The sequence below is a fragment of the Brachybacterium sp. AOP24-D1-21 genome, assembly GCF_052378665.1.
GTDB lineage: Bacteria > Actinomycetota > Actinomycetes > Actinomycetales > Dermabacteraceae > Brachybacterium.
In genome coordinates this window covers 999,290-1,017,005 of record NZ_JBQSXX010000001.1, presented here as the reverse complement: position 1 = coordinate 1,017,005, position 17,716 = coordinate 999,290, and the positions used below count along the sequence as shown (strand labels likewise).

The window sequence follows — 17,716 nt, the reverse complement described above, 5'->3', positions numbered from 1 at the left end:
AGTGAGGTGAGACGTCCGTGACGTGAGGCGTCAGCGACCGATCGCCGGTCTCGGGGCCGCGGTCGAGGATCGGGTGCGCAGGGAGGGGAGGAGCTCGACCCGTTCGATCGGACAGTCGGGCTGGCGCAGCCGACCCAGTGCGAGCAGCACCGCGCGCTCACCGAGGGCCTGTTTGGGAGGGGCCACCGCCGTCAGCGGAGGATGCGCCAGCTCGGAGAGCTCGTCGTCATACGAGACGATCGAGAGGTCGTGGGGCACCGACCAGCCGCGCCGCTGAGCATGCTGGAGCACGAGCAGGGCGGCTTCGTCGGAATGGATCAGTGCGGCCGTCGTCCCCTGTTCCCGGCGCCGGTCCAGGAACGCATCAATCGCCTCGAACGGGGAGTTCCCGTGGGTGTCGATGGTGCCGGTGTGGGTGTGCCGTGCATCGAATCCGAGCTCGGTCGAGGCGCGCTCGAACCCCTGCTCGAGGAGGGGCCGGGTCGGGCTGAAGGGGTCGCACAGCATCGTCACGCGCTCGTGCCCGAGCTCCCGGAGGTGGCGGAGCGCCATGGCGGCACCGCTGGCGTGATCCGTGCGCACGGAGTCGAAGCTGCGCCCGTGCACGCTGAAGGCGTGCATGCTCCGTTCGGCGAGGACCACCGGGAGCTGGACGCCCTGCAGGCGTTCGAGGAGTCGCTCGCTGGCCGCACCGGAGCGCAGGTCAGGGGCGAGGATCAGGGCATCGATGCTGGGATCCGCGGTGAGCTGGTCGAGCACCGCCAGGTTGTCCTCTGCGCTGGCGGACGATGCCTGGACCAGCAGCCTGGCCCCATGCTCCGAGGCGGCGTGACGGGCACCGCTGACGATCGTGGGCCAGTAGTACTGCAGGGACGGGGCGACGATCGCGAGGGTGGCCTGGGTGGCATATTCAGCGGGTCCAGCGGCGTCACCGAGTGGGCTCGCCGGGGTCCCGGCGGTGCGCCGGGCTCCACCGTGGACCTGCTCGATGAGCTGTTCCTGCGCGAGCCGGGCCAGGTCACGCCGCACGGTGATCGGGGAGACCCCGAGGTCCTCGGCGAGGGTGGTGACCCGCACCTCTCCGTCGCGGGCGACCCGCTCGAGGATCGCGAACCGTCTGCTGTCCGGGAGTGCAGTGCTCATCGGTTCAGTCCTCCTTCGGCGCCTGTGGGGGCCACGGTGCCACACCGGCGGTGTGGTGATCATAAAAGAACATAATGGATCATAAGGAATAAGGAAAGCGCTTGACAGCACAGAAGTGATCCTGTTGACTCTGGGCCAGATCGCACCGCGGGCTCTGATGGATCGAGAGTCGCTGCGCCCCGCCGAGGTCGGCGGTGCCGGAGGCGGTGCCGCAGCACCTTCGATCCCTGCACGCCCGAGGCGGAGACTTCACCGTTGGAGCCGGTGCCCCGGGCATCACTGGAAGGACAGACCGATGACGTTCACCCCTACTCGCCGTTCCCTGCTCGCCGCAGCCGCGGTCGCCGCCCCTGTCGCAGCGCTCAGCGCCTGTGGAGGGGGAGGCGGCGACGCCCGCAATGCGGACGGCAAGATCGAGCTGACGATGGCCGGCTGGTCGATCGACTCCACCCCGGAGTTCACCGTTCTCAAGGAAGGATTCGAGGCGGTCAACAGCGATGTCGTCGTGGTGATCAAGGAATACAGCGCCGACGACTACGAGACCCAGCTGACCACCGACCTGTCCGCAGAGTCCGCGCCCGACGTGTTCCCGGTCAAGAACCTCCAGCCGTACCACTACCTCATGAGCAACGGCGCTCTCGCCGACGTCTCCTCCCTCGCCGAGTCCCTGTCCGGGGACGGGAACATCAACCTCGAGCACCTCACCGTCGACGACGGTGTCTTCGCCCTGCCGTACCGGCAGGACTCCTGGGTGATCTACTACAACAAGGAGCTGTTCGACGCGGCCGGCGTCTCCCACCCCGACGGCACCTGGACCTGGGATGACTACGCCGAGGCCGCACAGCAGCTGACCGAGGGTCTGGCGGGTACCGACACCCCCGCCAAGGGCACCTACCACCACACCTGGAAGTCCGTCGTGCAGGGATTCGCTCTCGCGCAGACGGAGGGCGCGGAGCTCAGCTCCGGGGATCTCGGCTTCTTCGCGCCGTACTACGAGCGCGCGCTGGCGATGCAGGACGCAGGCTCCACCGAGACCTTCTCGACCGCGCAGTCCCAGTCCCTCGCGTACCAGGCGCAGTTCGGCACCCAGAAGGCGGCGATGACGCTGATGGGCTCCTGGTACATCGCCACCCTGCTGGCCCAGCGCGAGAGCGGGGACGCGGACGTCTTCGACTGGGGACTGGCACCGGTACCGCAGCTCGACTCCTCGACGGTGGAGAACCCGGTCACCTTCGGCGACCCCACCTCCCTCGCGATCAACGCCGCCCTGACCGGGGAGAAGCTCGAGGCCGCCCAGTCGTTCCTCGAATACGTGGTCTCGGAGGAATGCTCCCAGGCTCTTGCCGGAATCGGCATCACCCCCTCGTACTTCTCCGACGCCGTGGTCGAGACGATCTTCGGCCTCGAGGGCATGCCGGAGGATGAAGGATCCAAGGCGGCCTTCCAGAACAACGACACCCGGCCCGAGAACCCCGTCGGCGAGTTCACCAACGACATCCAGACCATCCTCGAGGACACCCACTCGGAGATCCTCACCGGCTCCACGCCGGTCGATGAGGCGCTGACCGCGGTCGAGGAGCAGCTCGCGAACGAGGGCCTGGTCGGCTGATGGCGGACACGACGCGCGCAGGACTCGCCCCGCGGGAGGTGAACACATGTCCACGCTGACCGCAGATCCTGCCGCTGACCGGAGGGATCCACCCGGCCAGCGCCACGGGCAGCGCCGACGCCAGAGCGCGATTCGACGCCGCCGGACCCTCTCGGGCTGGACCTTCATCCTGCCCAACTTCCTCGGCTTCGGGCTGCTCACCCTGGGGCCCGTGCTCGCGCTGTTCTACATCGCCTTCACGAAGTGGACCGCCTTCGGGTCGCCGCAGTTCACGGGCCTGGACAACGCCCGGCGGTTGATCGGCGACAAGACCTTCTGGACGGCGCTGCTGAACACGCTGTACTACGCCGGCGTGCACATCCCGGTCACGCTCGTGCTCTCGCTCGGGCTCGCGATGCTGCTCAACCAGAAGCTGCGTGGCCGCGCGTACTTCCGATCTGCCGCCTTCTTCCCCTACTTCACCTCGATCGTCGCGGTGGCGCAGGTCTGGAACATGCTGTTCTCCCCGGAGTTCGGGCCGATCAACCAGTTCCTGCGGTTCATCGGCCTGGAGAACCCTCCGGACTGGTTCACCTCGAGCACCTGGGCGATGCCGGCGGTGATCGTCGTGAGCATCTGGCGCGAGACCGGCTACTACATGCTGCTGTTCCTGGCCGGGCTCCAGGCGGTCCCGCCGGAGCTGCACGAGGCAGCGAAGATGGACGGCGCCAACTGGCTCCAGCGCCTGTGGAACGTCACCATCCCGAGCCTGAGACCGACGACCTTCTTCGTCACGGTGATGCTCACCATCGGCAGCTTCAAGGTGCTCGACCTGATCCTCGTGATGACCAACGGCGGCCCGGGAACCTCGACGCTCGTGCTCTCGCAGTACATCTACCGCATGGGCTTCGAGCGGAACGACTTCGGCTATGCCTCGGCGGTGTCTCTCGTCCTCTTCGGACTGTGCATGGTCGTGACCATCACCCAGTTCATCTACAACCGCAGAAAGGAGCGGTGAGCCATGAGCACGATCGACGCCCCGGCGCCCACCTCCGCCGGCACCTCAGCTGCCGACCGGGCCCCGCTCCGCACCAAGCCCGACCGCCCGCTGCGCCGGTTCGCGCGGCTGCTGCGCTACGTGATGCTCGGCCTCGCCTCGGTGCTGGTCCTGCTCCCGTTCGCCTGGATGGTGCTGTCCTCCCTCAAACGCAACAACGAGGTGTTCACCGCCCCGATCACCTGGTTCCCCGAGGAGTGGCAGTGGCACAACTACCTCGACATCTGGACCAAGGCGGACATGTCGACCTGGCTGATGAACACCATCATCTTGTCGGTGGCTGTGATGACTCTGCAGGTGGTGACCGGATCGTTCGCCGCCTACGGCTTCAGCAGGATCCGCTTCCCGGGCCGCGACATCCTCTTCCTGGTCTACATCGGCACGATCGCTGTGCCGTGGCAGGCGTACATGATCCCGCAGTTCAAGATGCTGTCCGCGATGGGACTCTCCGACACCCGCCTTTCGATCATCCTGCTGCAGGCCTTCGGCGCCTTCGGAGTGTTCCTGATGAAGCAGTTCTACGACACGATCCCGGAGGAGCTCTCTGAATCAGCCCGGATCGACGGGGTCTCCGAGTTCGGGATCTACTGGCGGATCATGCTGCCGCTGTCCGTGCCGTCGATCGCGGCGCTCGCGATCATCACCTTCACCAACACCTGGAACGACTACATGGGCCCGCTGATCTACCTGCGCAGCCCCGACCTGTGGACGATCCAGCTCGGCCTGAAGACCTTCATCGGCCAGTACAACGCGGACTACGCCGCGATCATGACCGGCTCCGTGCTGTCCGTGCTGCCCATTGCGATCGTCTTCGCGATCGGCCAGAAGCACTTCGTGCAGGGCATCGCGACCTCCGGGCTCAAGGGGTGAGCGGCATCCGCACGATGCAGCGACGCTCTGGCTCCAGGCGGCCCGACGCACCGCCGGCCAGCAATCATGCGGCACAGACCTGGTCGATGATCGCGGGATTCCTGTTCGGGGCGCTGCGGCTGAACGCGGCGCTGATGCTCGGGGCGCTGCCCCTGGTGCTGCTCTGCGTGCTGGCAGCGAACCCGCTCTCCGCGACGCCGGCGCTGATCCTGGCGCTGTATCTGGCGATGCCGATCATCACCGTCGGCTTCTGCGTTTTCCGGGACGCTCCGGTGTTCCACGTCAGCCAGGGGCCGGGCGACGGGCCCGGCGGCGAGGCGCAGGACGGCCCGCACTCCTGGTGGGACGGCTGCTCCGAACAGGAGATGCTGCGCCCGATGCTGCGGGTGCTGCGCACCACGGCACCGAAGGTGCTGCGCTCCACGGCCCTGCCGATGGCGGCGACTTTGGTACTGGTGGTCGATGCGCAATGGGTGCTCGGGCAGAGCTGGGGGCTGATGGCCGCGCCCGCACTGCTGATCGCGGCGCTGCTCAGCCTGATGATGGCCTTCGGGGTCTGCGCACTGGTCAGCGACAGAGCGGACGCCGGGCCCCTGGTGCTCGCCCGTACGGCGGGCTACGCCATGCTGCGGAGCTTCCCGCTCACGCTGCTCAGCCTGCTGGTCCTGGGGATCGGGCTGCTCGGGCTGATCTGGCAGCCGATCCTGTGCTGGGCGCTGGCGTCCTCGCTGGTCCTCTACGTGGTGTGGGCCAACACGCGTTGGTCGATCAAGCCCGCGCTGCGCACGTCCTGATGCGCCGCGGCTCCCGCCCGCCTTTCCCGCGCATGCTCACGGAGGTGCGGTGCGCAGCACGTCAGGCCTGAACAGGTGCGCACAGACCGCACGACCTGCTTCGAGGGCGAGCTTCGTCGTCTCGTCACCGGGACGCGGTCGGCCGCTCAGCCGGCGACAGCACCCAGCGCCGTGGACTCGCACAGCAGCACGTCGCCGCGCACACGCACCTCGTGGGGGTGGTCCGCGGGAGGGGCGTCCTTCGCCGCTGCCGGCTCGAGCGCCCACTCCACGGCCTGCCGCGCCATCTCGGCCAGCGGCAGCGCGATGGTGGTGAGGATCGGGTTGGCGTCGGCCGCCCCGGGGACTCCGCCGAAGCCGGCGACCGCGACCTGCCCGGGCACGTCCACGCCGCGGCGGCGCAGCTCGCCGAGCGCGCCGAGGGCCATGACGTCCGCCGGGGCGAAGACGCACAGCGGCGAGTCCGCGGGGCCGGGCGAGGAGAGCAGGTGGTCGTGGATCCGTTCGGCGAGCTGATAGCCGCCGTCGCGGGTGAGGTCCGCAGCGGTGCTGAGCTCCGGCTCGATGCCGGCCTCGGTGAGCGCGGCGACGAAGCCGCCGGTGCGGTCCCCGGCCGACGGGATCCCGGCGATGCCCTCGACCACCGCGAACCGTCGATGTCCCTCGACGACCAGGGCAGTGGCCAGCTCATGGGACGCTGCGGCGTTGTCCGTCACGATGGTGCGGCCCACGCCCAGCGACTGGCCCAGGCCCACCACCTTGCCGCCGTTGCGCTCGAAGCCCTGGAGCAGATTGCCGATGGCGGCGTCGGACTCGGTGCCGTAGCGGTGCGAGCCCACCAGCACCAGCGCATCGACCTGCTGGGCGAGCAGGGAGCGCAGCGCCCGGATCTCGGTGTCGATCTCACGGTCGGTCTGGGTGAGCAGCACCTGCGACTGGGAGGCGAACACCTGCTGCTGGACCTCGCGGGCGATGGTCGAGAAGTAGGGGTCGGCGATGTCGTGCACCACCAGACCGATCAGGCCCGAGCGGGAGCGGGCGAGCGCCTGCGCCTGGGCGTTGGCGACATAGCCGAGCTTCTCGGCGGAGGCCTTCACCTTGTCGGCGACGGCCTTCCCCGGCACGCGGGTGGAGCCGTTGAGCACACGAGAGGCGGTGGCCAGGGAGACCCCGGCGTCCTGGGCGACGTCGCTGAGGCGCACGGCGGGCATCTGGACTCCTTCTGCTGAGGGTCTGTCATGGGCTGGAGGGGGACTGGGAAACGCTGTCCCCGAATCGGACAAGCATAACGACGCCACACACCGCCCGATGGTCTGCAGCTGTGGATGGTGATGGTGAGATTCCCCGGGTGGTGCCAGACGGAGCTGTCAGGCGGAGACATCCCGGCGGGAGGCGTCGACTGGATATCGCGGTGGCTCCCCGGCGCCGAGACGCCGGATCTCCTCGAGTGCCGCCTCGCCCATCCGGCGCAGCTCATTGCCCTGCGAGCCGGCGATGTGGGGCGTGATCGCAGCCAGCGGGGCGTCCCAGAGCGGGTCGTTATCGGCGAGGTCGTCGTGCACGTCGAGTACCGCGGCGAGGCGCCCGGAGACCACCTCGTCGCGCAGCGCGTCCAGATCCACCAGCGCGGGCCGTGCGGTGTTGAGGAAGGTGGCGCCGTCCCGCATCAGCGCGAGCAGCTCGCGGCTGACCATGCCCTGGGTGGAGGGGACATCCGGGGCATGGAGGCTCACCACATCGCTGCGGGAGTACAGCTCCTCCGGCTCCACCTTTGTCGCGCCGAGCGCGGAGATGGTCGCGGCATCGACGAAGGGGTCGGTGATGAGCACCTCGAGGTCGAAAGGTCGCAGGTGTTCAGCCACCAGCACGCCGATGCGCGAGGCGCCGATGAGGCCGACGACGGCGCCGTAGTTGCCGATCTCGGAGGCAGAACGGGCCGCCGGGCGTGGCGCACGATCGCCCCGGTAGCGGTGCTCCTGAGCGAGGGAACGCTTCCCCGCCAGCAGGATCTGGGCAAGGGTGAACTCCGCGACCGGCACCGCATTCACCTCGGTCGCCGAGGTGACCACCACATCGCCTCTCTCCCAGACGGCATCGGTGACGACATGACGCACCGTCCCGGCGGTGTGGACGATCGCCCGCAGTCGCGGCAGGCGGGCGAGGGCCGCGGCGTCGACGGGGCGCGAGCCCCAGCCGGTGATCAGCACCTCCACCTCCGCCAGCACCGCATCGGGGGCGTCGGCGAGGTCGGGGACGGCGCGCGCGGTGTCGATCTCGGCCAACTCGCGCAGCCGCGCCAGCTGGGCGGCGTCGAACATCCGCTGCGGCAGGCTCACGGGCATCGCCAGCAGCGCCCTCATCGTGCGGCCGCCTCTCCGGCCTCGATCAGATGGCGCAGGGAGTCCGCCTCACGGCGCAGCAGGGAGGGATCATCCGCTGGGACGAATTCGAGCAGCGCATCGCGGTCGGAGCCCTCCGCAGCGAGGATCGCGAACGCGTCCCGCCACAGCTCGGCGCGCTGGGAGAGCGGCAGGCGCTCATTCGTGGGCCACCACGAGAACACGTGGATCGTGGAGGTGCGAGGGAGCACCTCGCGGAGCGTCTCGAGCGCCTCCGGGGTGGCCATCCCCTGGTGGGGCTGCCAGTACGAGAGCACGGTGGCGCGATCGATCTCCTCGAGCAGACGCAGGGTCGAGCCGATCTCGTCGGTCAGCGTGCGCCCGTGGAATTCGAGGCCGACGTCGATGCCGTGCTCCGCCGCGCGGTCGGCGAACTGTTGGATGCGACGGGTGATCAGGGCCCGCCCCTCGGCGGGGACGTCGGCGGAGCCGGTGCGACCCGCCCAGACCCGGATCCGGGGAGCGCCGAGCTCCCGGGCGGCGGCGATCACCGCGTCGCCCTCGGCGCGGATCTCGTCCTCGGATCCTTCGAAGCGCAGGTAGGAGCCGTAGGAGGCCACGGCAAGCGCCGCCTGCTCGGTGAGCTCCCGGGCGCGCTGGGCCGCAGCGGCGTCGCCGGGTGGGACGTGGGCGTCTCCGGCCCATTCAATGCACTCGAGCCCGGCGGTCTGGGCATGGCCGATGACGGTCTCGACGTCGAGGTCTCGGAAGGTGACGGAGCAGAGTCCGGGGCGGATCATGGTCCCTCCTGGTTGGACGAGAGCTGAGGGAAAGCGATTGCCATCCTGGGGAGTCTAGCCGTTCGTCAGGCTCGGTCGGTGGCCACGGCGTGCGCCGCCCTCGAAACCTCCTCCGCCCGACCTCCGCCCGATCATGAGAGGTCTCTCATGAAGGTCTGTCCGCGGTCTCATTCACGGCCGATGTACTGCGGAGCACGATGAGGGCCCGGCAGCGGGCGGGCTGAGCGAGGAGCGCACGCATGAGGAAGAAGACGATCTGGACCGTGGTGGCGGGTACCAGCGCGTCCGTGCTGGTGCCGGGCGTGGCCTATGCCCTGGTCGCCGGGGGTGCCTCGATGCCCACGGAGGGGCCCGGGATCGGCACTGCGGGCTCCGACGCGTCGGTCGGAGATCCTGCGTCGGTCGGGAATCCGTCCGAGCAGACCGTCGCCGACGCTGCGGACCTGGCCATCGAGCGCGCATCGGACGAGCTGGACGGTGCGGACGGGTCAGCCGCTCAGGTGCCTTCCCCGCAGCAGGTTCCGGCGGTGGAGACGCTGAGCTCCGCTGGCTCTCCGCTGTCCCCGATCTCGGCGATGCCTGCGGTGACCGCTGTCTCTGCGCTCTCCGCCCCCTCGGCGCAGTCCGCCGCTCCGGCACCGAGGTCCTCGACGCCGGTGCAGCAGGCCCCCGTCGCGCCGAAGTCCTCGAGGGCGACGCAGACGACGAAGAAGGCGCCGGCGCCGAAGCAGGCCGTGCAGTCGGCACCCTCGCCGGTCTCCGCTCAGACCCCGGCCTCCCCGGCCTCCCCGGTCTCCGCGCAGAGCGCCGACTCGCCGCAGTCGCCCGACTCCGCGGACTGAGCGGCGGGGCGTCAGCCGCGGCCCAGCAGCCTGTCCATCGGTACGAAGTCGGCGAACTCCGCATCGCGGGCGGTGCTCGCGCCGGGAGTCGGGGCCGGCTGGGTCGCGGCACCGGTCGAGCCCTCGACGGTGTCCCCGTCGGCCTCCGCGGCGGTGTCGCCGAGGCCGGCCCGCAGCATGATCGCGAGATCGCCGGCGGCCCGACGCACCCGCACGGTCAGCGGCTGCCCGTCGGCCTGTCCCTCGGTGTCCGCACCGAAGTCCGCGGAGGCCGCGAACACCGCCGTCGGCACCACCTCTGCCTTCAAGTAGCTGAGCATCGGGCGGATCGCGTAGTCGATCGCGAGGGAGTGGCGGGCGGTGCCGGCGGTCGCACCGAGCAGCACCGGCTTGTCCTTCCACAGCTCCATGTCGACGGCGTCGAAGAAGGTCTTGAACAGCCCTGACGGGCCGACGTTGAACACCGGCGTGACGGCGATGACCGCATCTGCGACACGCACCTGCTCGATCACCATCGACAGTCGCTCGTTCGGGAAGCGGGTGAGCAGCGCGTCGGTGATGTCGTGGGCGTGCTCGCGCAGCTCCACGGTGGTCACCTCGACCCGGCTGCCATCGCGGCCCAGCGCCGCTGCCGCCTCGCGGGAGAGCTGATCGGTGAGCATCCGGGTGGAGCTCGGGGTGGAGAGCCCGGCCGTGAGGGCGACGAGGCGGAAGGTGCGGGTCATGGGGTGATCCTCTCTGGAGACGATGGGCTGGGCGGGGTCAGCTGCGGGCGTCTTCGGCGCGCAGGCCCGTCCAGTTGTCGCCGGTCTCGAACCTGTAGGAGTCGTCGAAGGCGCCATCCTTCGCGGCGGCGGCGGCCACGCGAGCGGCGTGGGTGGGTGCCTCGGGGACATCCGCGGGCTTGCGGGCTTCGAGCTGGCGGCGCAGCACCGGCACGACCTCGGTGCCCAGCAGCTCGATCTGCTCCATCACGGTCTTGTGCGGCAGGCCGGCGTGATCCATGAGGAACATCTGGCGCTGGTAGTCGCCGACGTTGTCCGCCATGGTCAGGTAGCGCTCGATGACCTGCTCGGGGGAGCCGACGGTGAGTGGGGTCTGCGCGGTGAAGTCCTCCATCGACGGGCCGCCGCCGTAGACCGGGGCGTTGTCGAAGTAGGGGCGGAACTCGTTGATCGCGTCCTGGGAGTTCTTGCGCATGAAGGCCTGGCCGCCGAGGCCCACATAGGCCTGGTGGGCCTTGCCGTGGCCGTAGTGCTCGTAGCGCTCGCGGTACAGCTGCACCATCTGCTTGGTGTGGGACATCGGCCAGAAGATGTTGTTGTGCAGGAATCCGTCGCCGTAGTAGGCGGCCTGCTCGGCGATCTGCGGGGAGCGGATCGAGCCGTGCCACACGAAGGGCGCGACGCCGTCCAGCGGGCGCGGAGTGGAGGTGAACTGCTGCAGCGGGGTGCGGAACTGGCCCTCCCAGTCCACGACATCCTCGGTCCACAGCCGACGCAGCAGGTCGTAGTTCTCGATCGCGATCTCGACGCCCTTACGGATGTCCTGCCCGAACCAGGGGTAGACCGGGCCGGTGTTGCCGCGCCCCATCACGAGGTCCACGCGACCGCCGGTGAGGTGCTGCAGCATCGCGTAGTCCTCGGCGATCTTCACCGGGTCGTTGGTGGTGATCAGTGTGGTCGCGGTGGAGAGGATGATCTTCTCGGTCTGCGCGCCGACGTAGGCCAGCGTGGTGGTGGGGGAGGAGGTCACGAACGGAGGGTTGTGGTGCTCGCCGATCGCGAAGACGTCCAGGCCCACCTGCTCGGCGAGCTTGCCCTGCTCGACCATCGACATCAGGCGCTCATGCTCGGTGGGGACCTTGCCCGTGGTGGGGTCCGGGGTGATGTCGGCGATGGTGAAGATTCCGAACTGCATGGTGGGCGCTCCTCGCGGTAGGTCTCGGTGCCGGGGAGTGGTGTGCTTGTGTCATCTTGCTACGACTTCCCCGGGCGATGGTTCAAGATTAAACTAGATTGTTCGGGGGTGCAAGACCGGGTGACCGTGGTCGCCTCTCCGGCCCCAGGCGCACAGAGGAGTGGGGCAGAGGGATGGGGTAGAGGGGTGAGGTAGTAGGGCGGGGCCCGCGGTTCCTCGTGCCCTGGCGTGCAAACGGTGGCAGGATGGCGTCTCATGACACGAGAGACCATCGACGCCCTGTTGGACGCCCGCCGGCTCGCGGGCCTGGAGACCACCGACGGAGGCAGGATCCTCGCCAAGATGTCCGCCCCGGACGCCAAGGGCACCGGATATCGCAGCTCCCTCGTGGAGCTCGACGGTGATCGCATCCTCCCGCTGACCCGCGGCAGCGCCTCCATCGGGGCGATCGCCGCCGCCGAGGACGGCACCACCTTCTTCACCGCCAAGCGGGTGGGCGAGGACGGTGACGAGGCCGACGATGCCCAGCTGTGGGCGCTGCCCGTGCGGGGCGAGGCCCGCGAGCTCGCCTCCCGCGCCGGCGGCTTCGGCGGCCTGAAAGCCGCTGGCGGTCACCTGATCGCCGAGCTCGAAGTGCATTCACAAGCGGCCGACGAGACCGAGCACGCCGCCCTCAGCACGAAGCGGAAGGACGCCAAGGTCACCGCCGCGCTCCACTCCGGCTTCCCCACCCGCTACTGGGACCACGACCTCGGCCCCACCCGCCCCGTGCTCGCGATCGCCGCGCTGCCCGAGGACCTCGCCTGGGCCGAGGCCACGCCAGCACCGGGGACCACGCCTGCGTCCGGGGCTGACGAAGCTGCTGCATCTGATGGCGCCGGCGCCGCGGAGGACGCCCCGGCCACGCAGCTGCTGCACTTCCGCCACGTCACGATGCCCGCCGGGCGTCTGCTCGGCTGGACGGTGGACCGCGAGGGCACCCGGGCGCTCGCAGCGATGCAGGACTCCCGCGGAGACCTGCTCGGCACGCCCGATCTCTACCTGCTGGACCTGATCGGCGCGCAGCCGCCGCGGCTCCTGCGCGAGGCGACCGCGGAGGTCGAGTACGACCCCGGCGAGTTCAGCCCGGCCGGCACCCACGCCCTCATCGGCCGCTCGCGCACCTGGACGCAGCAGGCGACCCTCTCGGGCGCTGTCGAGCTCCTGGATCTGGCCACCGGCACCTCCACCGAAGTGTGGCCGGAGCTGGACCACTGGGTGGATCCGATCTGGCTGGACGAGACGACGCTGATCGCGACCAGTGACGACCAGGGCCGCGGCTCCGTCTGGATCGGCGGGGTCGCAGATCCCGCCCCACGCCGACTCGCGGGCGGGCCGGAGCAGGACCTCGCCTTCTCCGCGGCCTCCGTGGCAGGAGGCGCGATCATCGCCTCCGCCTCCGGGATCGCCGTCGCCCCGTACCCGGTGCGCATCGACCCGGCCACCGGGGAGGTCCACGCGCTGCCGAACCCGGCCGACGCCGTCGACCCCGTCGGCACCCTCACCGAGGTCAGCGCCACCGCCGAGGACGGCACCGACCTGCGCGCCTGGCTGCGCCTGCCCGACGGGGAGGGCCCGCACCCGCTGGTCGTCTTCGCCCACGGCGGCCCGTGGGGGTCCTGGAACGCCTGGACCTACCGCTGGAACCCGAACCCGTTCGTCGCGGCCGGATATGCGGTGCTGCTGCCGGACCCGGCGATCTCCACCGGCTACGGCCAGGCGATGATCGACCGCGGCCAGCACGAGTTGGGCGGCGCCCCCTACACCGACATCATGGCGCTGACCGACGTCACCGTGGCGCGGGATGACATCGACTCCGAGCGCACCGCCTTCGCCGGCGGCTCCTACGGCGGCTACATGGCCAACTGGGTGGCCGGGCACACCGGCGACCGCTTCCGCTGCATCGTCACCCACGCCTCCCTGTGGGACACCGACACGATGGGCCACACCACCGACAACTCCGGCTGGGAGCGCCCGATGCGGGAGCAGAACGCCCTGTACAACCCCAAGAATTTCGTGGGCGAGATCGTCGCACCGATGCTCGTGATCCATGGGGACAAGGACTACCGGGTCCCGATCGCTCAGGGCCACGCCCTCTGGTACGACCTGCACGAGTTCTCGGCCACACCACGGGACGCCGAGGGCCGCACCCAGCACCGCTACCTGTACTTCCCCGACGAGGGCCACTGGATCCAGGGCCGCGGCAACGCGCAGGTCTGGTACGAGACCTTCCTCGGCTTCCTCGATGAGCACGTGCGCGGCGAGGCCTGGCAGCGCCCCGCGACGCTTGGCTGATCGACGTGCTGCGAGGAACGAGCGGCAGGAGATCTGCCGAGAAGGGGAGGTGAGGCGACGCGATGACCAGCATGTTCCCCGGGGCGTTCAACGCGCGGGACGTGGGCGGGCTGCCGCTCGTCGGCGGTGGCACCGTGCGCGCCGGCGTGTTGCTGCGCTCCGATGCCCTGGCCACGCTCACCGATGAGGGCGTCGCCCTGCTCGAACGCGTCGGGTGCGTGGTCGACCTCCGCACGCCGCAGGAGCGGGCGGCGGCGCCGAACCGGCTGCCGTCCTCGGGGGAGATCCGCGTCCTGGAGCGCCCCCTCCTCGAGGGTGCGATCGCGCAGATGGCGGAAGGGTCTGTGGCCGCGATGGCGCAGCTGTCAGAGCAGGCCGGGTCCAGCCCGGAGCCCAGCGCGGAGCTGCGCGAGGAGCTCCGCGCGCAGATCCCCACCCTCGCCGCGCTCTACACCTCGATGCTCGCGCACGGAGCAGCGGTGTTCGCAGACTGTGCTCGCACGGTCGCGGCCCCCGGGGCCTCGGGCTCGCCGCACGGGGCCGTGCTCCTGCACTGCACCGCGGGCAAGGATCGCACCGGCATCGCGATCGCGCTCCTGCTCGCGGCCGCCGGGGTCGAGCGCGAGGCCATCATCGCCGACTACACCCGCAGCCAGTCCGAGCTCACCGGACCCTGGGCGGACCGCATGCTCGAGGGCATGCGCCGGGCCGGTATCCCGCCGCTGCCGGAGATCGAGCAGCTCATGGTCTCCACCCCGGCCTCTGCGATCGAGGCTGCGCTCGCCGAGGTGGACGCCCGCGGCGGCGCGGCGGCATATCTCCGCTCGGGCGGTCTGAGCGAGGAGGAGCTCGCCCTGCTGCGCTCGCGACTGCGCGACGACACCTGAGTCCTGAAACCTGAGCCCTGAGCCCTGAGCCCTGAGCCCTGAGCCCTGAGCCCTGAGCCCTGAGCCCTGAGCCCTGAGCCCTGAGCCCTGAGCGAGGCGAGCCCATGCCGGACGTTCCGTCAGCTACTCATGGGTATCCCCTCCGAACTGTCGTGACGGCGTGGCTGATGCGACAGTTCAGAGCGGGTACTGACGAGTAACGCGGGGCGCGGCCCTCTGCTGCGCGCCTCTCAGGACGCGGGCAGTTCAGAAGGCGGGCAGCAGGGTGGCGCTGTGCTCCTCCTCGAGGAAGCTGCGCACTGCGTCGCTGGTCATCGCCCGGCGCAGCACCTGGATCTTCTCGGAGTCCTGGTTGTCCTCGCGTGCGATCAGGGAGATGGTGAATCGCTGGTCCACGAGCTCCTCGAGCAGGAGCGCATCGGCCGGGGTCAGGCCCACCTTCTCGATGTAGGAGGGGTAGCTGTAGACCAGCGCCATGCCCTCCTCGTCGTAGGCGGAGGGGAGGTTCAGCAGGTCGATCTGCACGAACTCGAGGGACAGGGGGTTGTCCACGATCTCGCCCACGCGGCCCTCGAAGCCGGTGCCCTCGGGCAGGGTGATCAGCTCCTGCCCTGCGAGGATCGCGAGCGCGCGGCCCTCGTTGGAGGCATCGTTGGGGATCGCGACCTTCGCGCCCTCGGGGAGCTGCTCGATGTCGTCGAAGGCTTTGGCGTAGAAGCCGACCTTCGCGTCGTAGATCCCGTCCAGCAGCACCAGATTCGCGCCATGGGCCTCGTTGAACGCCTGCATGTACGGCTCGTGCTGGGCGAAGTTCGCATCGACCTCGCCGTCGGCCAGCAGCCGGTTGTACTGGACGTTGTCGCTGACCTGCACCAGCTCGATCGTGTACCCCTCCTCGGCGGCGGCCTCGCCGGCGAGGGTGACCACGTCGGTCATCGGCGGCAGGTGGGAGGCCACCTTGATGACCTTGTCCTCCTCGCCGCCGCCGGACTCGCCTGCCCCGCATGCGGCAAGGGCCAGGGCGGTGGTCCCGGCAAGGGCGGTCAGGGCGAAGCTGCGGCGGTTGAACAGGTGTCGCGTCATGGGGGTCTCGTTCCTGGTCAGGAGGCGCTCAGCGCGCCCGCTTGTCGATGATGCGGGCAAGCAGGGTGCCCGCTCCCTGGATGACCATCACGCACACGACCATTATGAGGATCGTCGTGTACATCAGGTCGTATTCGTAGGTCTGGTAGCCGTACCGGATCGCGAAGTCGCCCACGCCGCCGCCGCCGACGACGCCCATGATGGTGGAGTAGCTGACCATCGAGATCGTCACCGTGGTCAGGCTCAGCACCAGGCCGGAGCGGGCTTCGGGGAACAGGAACAGGCTGATCAGCTGCAGCGGCCCGGCGCCCAGCGAACGGGCCAGCTCCACGGTCTGCTCGGGCACATCCAGCAGGGTCTGCTCGGAGAAGCGGGCGTAGAGCGCGGCGGCGACGAAGGCCAGCGGCACCGACGCCGCCGTGGTACCGAAGGACGTCCCCACCAGCCAGCGGGTGAACGGGATCAGCGCCACCACGAACAGGAGGAAGGGCACCGAGCGCACCACGTTGACATAGGCGTTCAGCAGTCGGTGCAGCCAGAGCCGGGGGTAGGGCCCGTCGGGCCGGGCGAGGTAGAGCAGGGTCCCGATCGGGAGGCCCACGAGCACCGCCGCGACCATGGAGTTGACCATCATGATCCCGGTCTCGAGGATCGAGAGGACGATCTCTCCGCGGTACTCGCCGAGGCGTGCCAGCAGATCGCTCATCCCAGGAACTCCCGGGCACGCTCGGCGTAGGAGTCGAACCGTTCCTGCAGGGGTGGCGGGGTCACCTCGGTGAGAGCGGCGAGACGGCCCTGCTCGAGCACCGCAGCCCGGTCGCACGAGGACTTGATGACGTCCAGCTCGTGGCTGACCAGCACGATCGTGGTGCCGAAACGGTCGCGAACATCACGCAGGATGGCCATGACCTCCTCGGTGGTCCCTGAGTCCAGGGCCGAGGTGGGCTCGTCGCACAGCAGGATCCCCGGCTGGGTGGACAGCGCCCGGGCGATCGCCACGCGCTGCTTCTCGCCGCCGGAGAGCTGGCTGGGGTGCTTGCGGTGATGATCGGCCATCTTCACGAACTCGAGCATCTGCATCACAGTGTCGCGCTCACGGCGGCGCTGCAGCCGCAGCGGTCGGGCCACGTTGTCGAAGACGGTCGAGTTGCCCAGCAGGTTGAACTGCTGGAACACCATGCCGATGCCGCGCCGGCGCTTCCGCAGCTCGCGTGGGGACAGGGCGCCGAGGTCCTCCCCGTCCACCAGCACGGTTCCGGAAGAAGGGGCCTCGAGGTGGTTGATCAGCCGCAGCAGCGTCGATTTGCCCGAGCCGGATTCGCCGACGATGCCGAACATCTCGCGGTCTTCGATGGTGAGGGTGACGTCGTTCAGCGCGGTCGCCGTGGAGCGTCCCTGGGGGAAGCTCTTGGTGACATTCCGCAGCTCGATCATCGTCGGCCCAGCCTACCGACCATGCAGGTCAGAAGGTTATGTGCTGCATCACGTTCAGTGTTGAACTATCAGCTCGACGACCGGCACGCCCTGCCCGCGCAGGAGCTTGGAGACGGGGCAGCGGGCATGCGCGGCGTCGACCAGTCGCTGGGCCTGGTCCGGGTCCAGTCCCGGGATGCTCACCAGGGCGCGGGGTATGAAGCGGTAGCCGCCGGCTGGGTCGGGGTGCAGCCCCACCTCGACGCTCACCTGGCTGGGATGCTCGAGCCCCTGGGCGTTCATCACCACCCGCAGCGTCTCCCCGAGGCACGTGCTCCAGGCCATCGCCAGGAACTGCTCGGGGTTGAACCCCTTCGCTGTGGGCGTCGGCCCACCCGTCGGCAGCGCGACCGCCCCGTCCGGGGCGTCGGCCAGAGCCTCGAGCGCAATGGCGGAGGCTCCGCGGATCTGCACCCGGCCAGAGGTGCCTCCGCTGTTCTCGACCCGGGCGGTGTACAGCGCGGGGTCGGGCTTCGGAGACGCGCCGGTCTGCGGGTCGGAAGCGGCTGGGGGAGCGGGGTCGGTCACCATCGATCCAGGCTAAGCGGTGCCATCGATCCTTGACGCCAGCTCGAACACGTGTTCG

Annotated in this window: 17 protein-coding genes; 7 read left to right on the top strand and 10 right to left on the bottom strand. The window is 69.6% G+C overall.

Annotation, left to right across the window (positions count from 1 at the left end):
* Nucleotides 1-30: 30 nt before the first annotated feature.
* Nucleotides 31-1,143 carry a substrate-binding domain-containing protein gene (locus ACT3UF_RS04580; RefSeq protein WP_444608109.1) on the bottom strand — a complete coding sequence of 371 codons (1,113 nt, stop codon included), beginning with the start codon at nucleotides 1,141-1,143 and terminating at the stop codon, nucleotides 31-33.
* Between the two features lie 295 nt (nucleotides 1,144-1,438).
* Between ACT3UF_RS04580 and ACT3UF_RS04575 the strand changes: the two genes are divergently transcribed.
* From ACT3UF_RS04575 to ACT3UF_RS04560, 4 genes are all read left to right on the top strand, one after another.
* A complete protein-coding gene (locus ACT3UF_RS04575) occupies nucleotides 1,439-2,752 on the top strand; it encodes an ABC transporter substrate-binding protein (protein ID WP_441445940.1) in 1,314 nt (437 codons plus the stop codon).
* Between the two features lie 46 nt (nucleotides 2,753-2,798).
* Nucleotides 2,799-3,749, top strand: coding sequence for a carbohydrate ABC transporter permease (locus ACT3UF_RS04570; RefSeq protein WP_444608108.1), 951 nt, complete (start codon nucleotides 2,799-2,801; stop codon nucleotides 3,747-3,749).
* 3 nt (nucleotides 3,750-3,752) lie between these two features.
* Nucleotides 3,753-4,658, top strand: coding sequence for a carbohydrate ABC transporter permease (locus ACT3UF_RS04565; RefSeq protein ID WP_441445938.1), 906 nt, complete (start codon nucleotides 3,753-3,755; stop codon nucleotides 4,656-4,658).
* 86 nt (nucleotides 4,659-4,744) lie between these two features.
* Nucleotides 4,745-5,452, top strand: coding sequence for a hypothetical protein (locus tag ACT3UF_RS04560; protein WP_444502521.1), 708 nt, complete (start codon nucleotides 4,745-4,747; stop codon nucleotides 5,450-5,452).
* Nucleotides 5,453-5,598: 146 nt separating this feature from the next.
* Here ACT3UF_RS04560 and ACT3UF_RS04555 read toward each other — a convergent pair whose 3' ends face one another.
* The 3 genes from ACT3UF_RS04555 to ACT3UF_RS04545 form a co-directional block, all read right to left on the bottom strand.
* Nucleotides 5,599-6,663: a LacI family DNA-binding transcriptional regulator gene (locus tag ACT3UF_RS04555; RefSeq protein ID WP_441445936.1), complete on the bottom strand. Its 1,065-nt coding sequence runs from the start codon at nucleotides 6,661-6,663 to the stop codon at nucleotides 5,599-5,601.
* 156 nt (nucleotides 6,664-6,819) lie between these two features.
* Nucleotides 6,820-7,812, bottom strand: a complete 993-nt coding sequence (locus ACT3UF_RS04550) for a hydroxyacid dehydrogenase (protein ID WP_441445935.1) — start codon at nucleotides 7,810-7,812, stop codon at nucleotides 6,820-6,822.
* Entirely contained in the window at nucleotides 7,809-8,591 is a 783-nt protein-coding gene (locus ACT3UF_RS04545; protein WP_444608107.1) for a sugar phosphate isomerase/epimerase family protein, read from the bottom strand. Before ACT3UF_RS04545 ends, ACT3UF_RS04550 begins: the two co-directional genes overlap by 4 nt.
* Nucleotides 8,592-8,830: 239 nt before the next feature.
* On the opposite strand from ACT3UF_RS04545, the gene ACT3UF_RS04540 reads away from it, so the two are divergent.
* Nucleotides 8,831-9,433 (top strand): hypothetical protein, encoded by a 603-nt coding sequence (locus ACT3UF_RS04540; protein ID WP_444608106.1) that lies wholly within the window; start codon nucleotides 8,831-8,833, stop codon nucleotides 9,431-9,433.
* A gap of 11 nt (nucleotides 9,434-9,444) precedes the next feature.
* On the opposite strand, the gene ACT3UF_RS04535 is transcribed toward ACT3UF_RS04540, so the two are convergent.
* Both ACT3UF_RS04535 and ACT3UF_RS04530 read right to left on the bottom strand, forming a co-directional pair.
* A complete protein-coding gene (locus ACT3UF_RS04535; RefSeq protein ID WP_444608105.1) occupies nucleotides 9,445-10,158 on the bottom strand; it encodes a CE1759 family FMN reductase in 714 nt (237 codons plus the stop codon).
* Nucleotides 10,159-10,195: 37 nt separating this feature from the next.
* Nucleotides 10,196-11,353: an LLM class flavin-dependent oxidoreductase gene (locus ACT3UF_RS04530; protein ID WP_444608104.1), complete on the bottom strand. Its 1,158-nt coding sequence runs from the start codon at nucleotides 11,351-11,353 to the stop codon at nucleotides 10,196-10,198.
* A gap of 255 nt (nucleotides 11,354-11,608) precedes the next feature.
* Between ACT3UF_RS04530 and ACT3UF_RS04525 the strand changes: the two genes are divergently transcribed.
* Together ACT3UF_RS04525 and ACT3UF_RS04520 are read left to right on the top strand one after the other, a co-directional pair.
* Nucleotides 11,609-13,687 (top strand): alpha/beta fold hydrolase, encoded by a 2,079-nt coding sequence (locus ACT3UF_RS04525; protein ID WP_441446184.1) that lies wholly within the window; start codon nucleotides 11,609-11,611, stop codon nucleotides 13,685-13,687.
* A gap of 62 nt (nucleotides 13,688-13,749) precedes the next feature.
* The gene (locus ACT3UF_RS04520; RefSeq protein ID WP_441446185.1) at nucleotides 13,750-14,574 is read left to right on the top strand and encodes a tyrosine-protein phosphatase; all 825 of its coding nucleotides are present in this window, start codon (nucleotides 13,750-13,752) and stop codon (nucleotides 14,572-14,574) included.
* Between the two features lie 246 nt (nucleotides 14,575-14,820).
* Here ACT3UF_RS04520 and ACT3UF_RS04515 read toward each other — a convergent pair whose 3' ends face one another.
* From ACT3UF_RS04515 to ACT3UF_RS04500, 4 genes are read right to left on the bottom strand one after another with little or no spacing between them, the layout of a single operon-like run.
* A complete protein-coding gene (locus ACT3UF_RS04515; RefSeq protein WP_441445763.1) occupies nucleotides 14,821-15,657 on the bottom strand; it encodes a MetQ/NlpA family ABC transporter substrate-binding protein in 837 nt (278 codons plus the stop codon).
* Between the two features lie 28 nt (nucleotides 15,658-15,685).
* Nucleotides 15,686-16,363, bottom strand: a complete 678-nt coding sequence (locus tag ACT3UF_RS04510; protein WP_441445764.1) for a methionine ABC transporter permease — start codon at nucleotides 16,361-16,363, stop codon at nucleotides 15,686-15,688.
* Nucleotides 16,360-17,091, bottom strand: a complete 732-nt coding sequence (locus ACT3UF_RS04505) for a methionine ABC transporter ATP-binding protein (RefSeq protein ID WP_441445765.1) — start codon at nucleotides 17,089-17,091, stop codon at nucleotides 16,360-16,362. Before ACT3UF_RS04505 ends, ACT3UF_RS04510 begins: the two co-directional genes overlap by 4 nt.
* Before the next feature lie 54 nt (nucleotides 17,092-17,145).
* Nucleotides 17,146-17,661 (bottom strand): OsmC family protein, encoded by a 516-nt coding sequence (locus ACT3UF_RS04500; protein WP_444592527.1) that lies wholly within the window; start codon nucleotides 17,659-17,661, stop codon nucleotides 17,146-17,148.
* Nucleotides 17,662-17,716 lie beyond the last annotated feature (55 nt).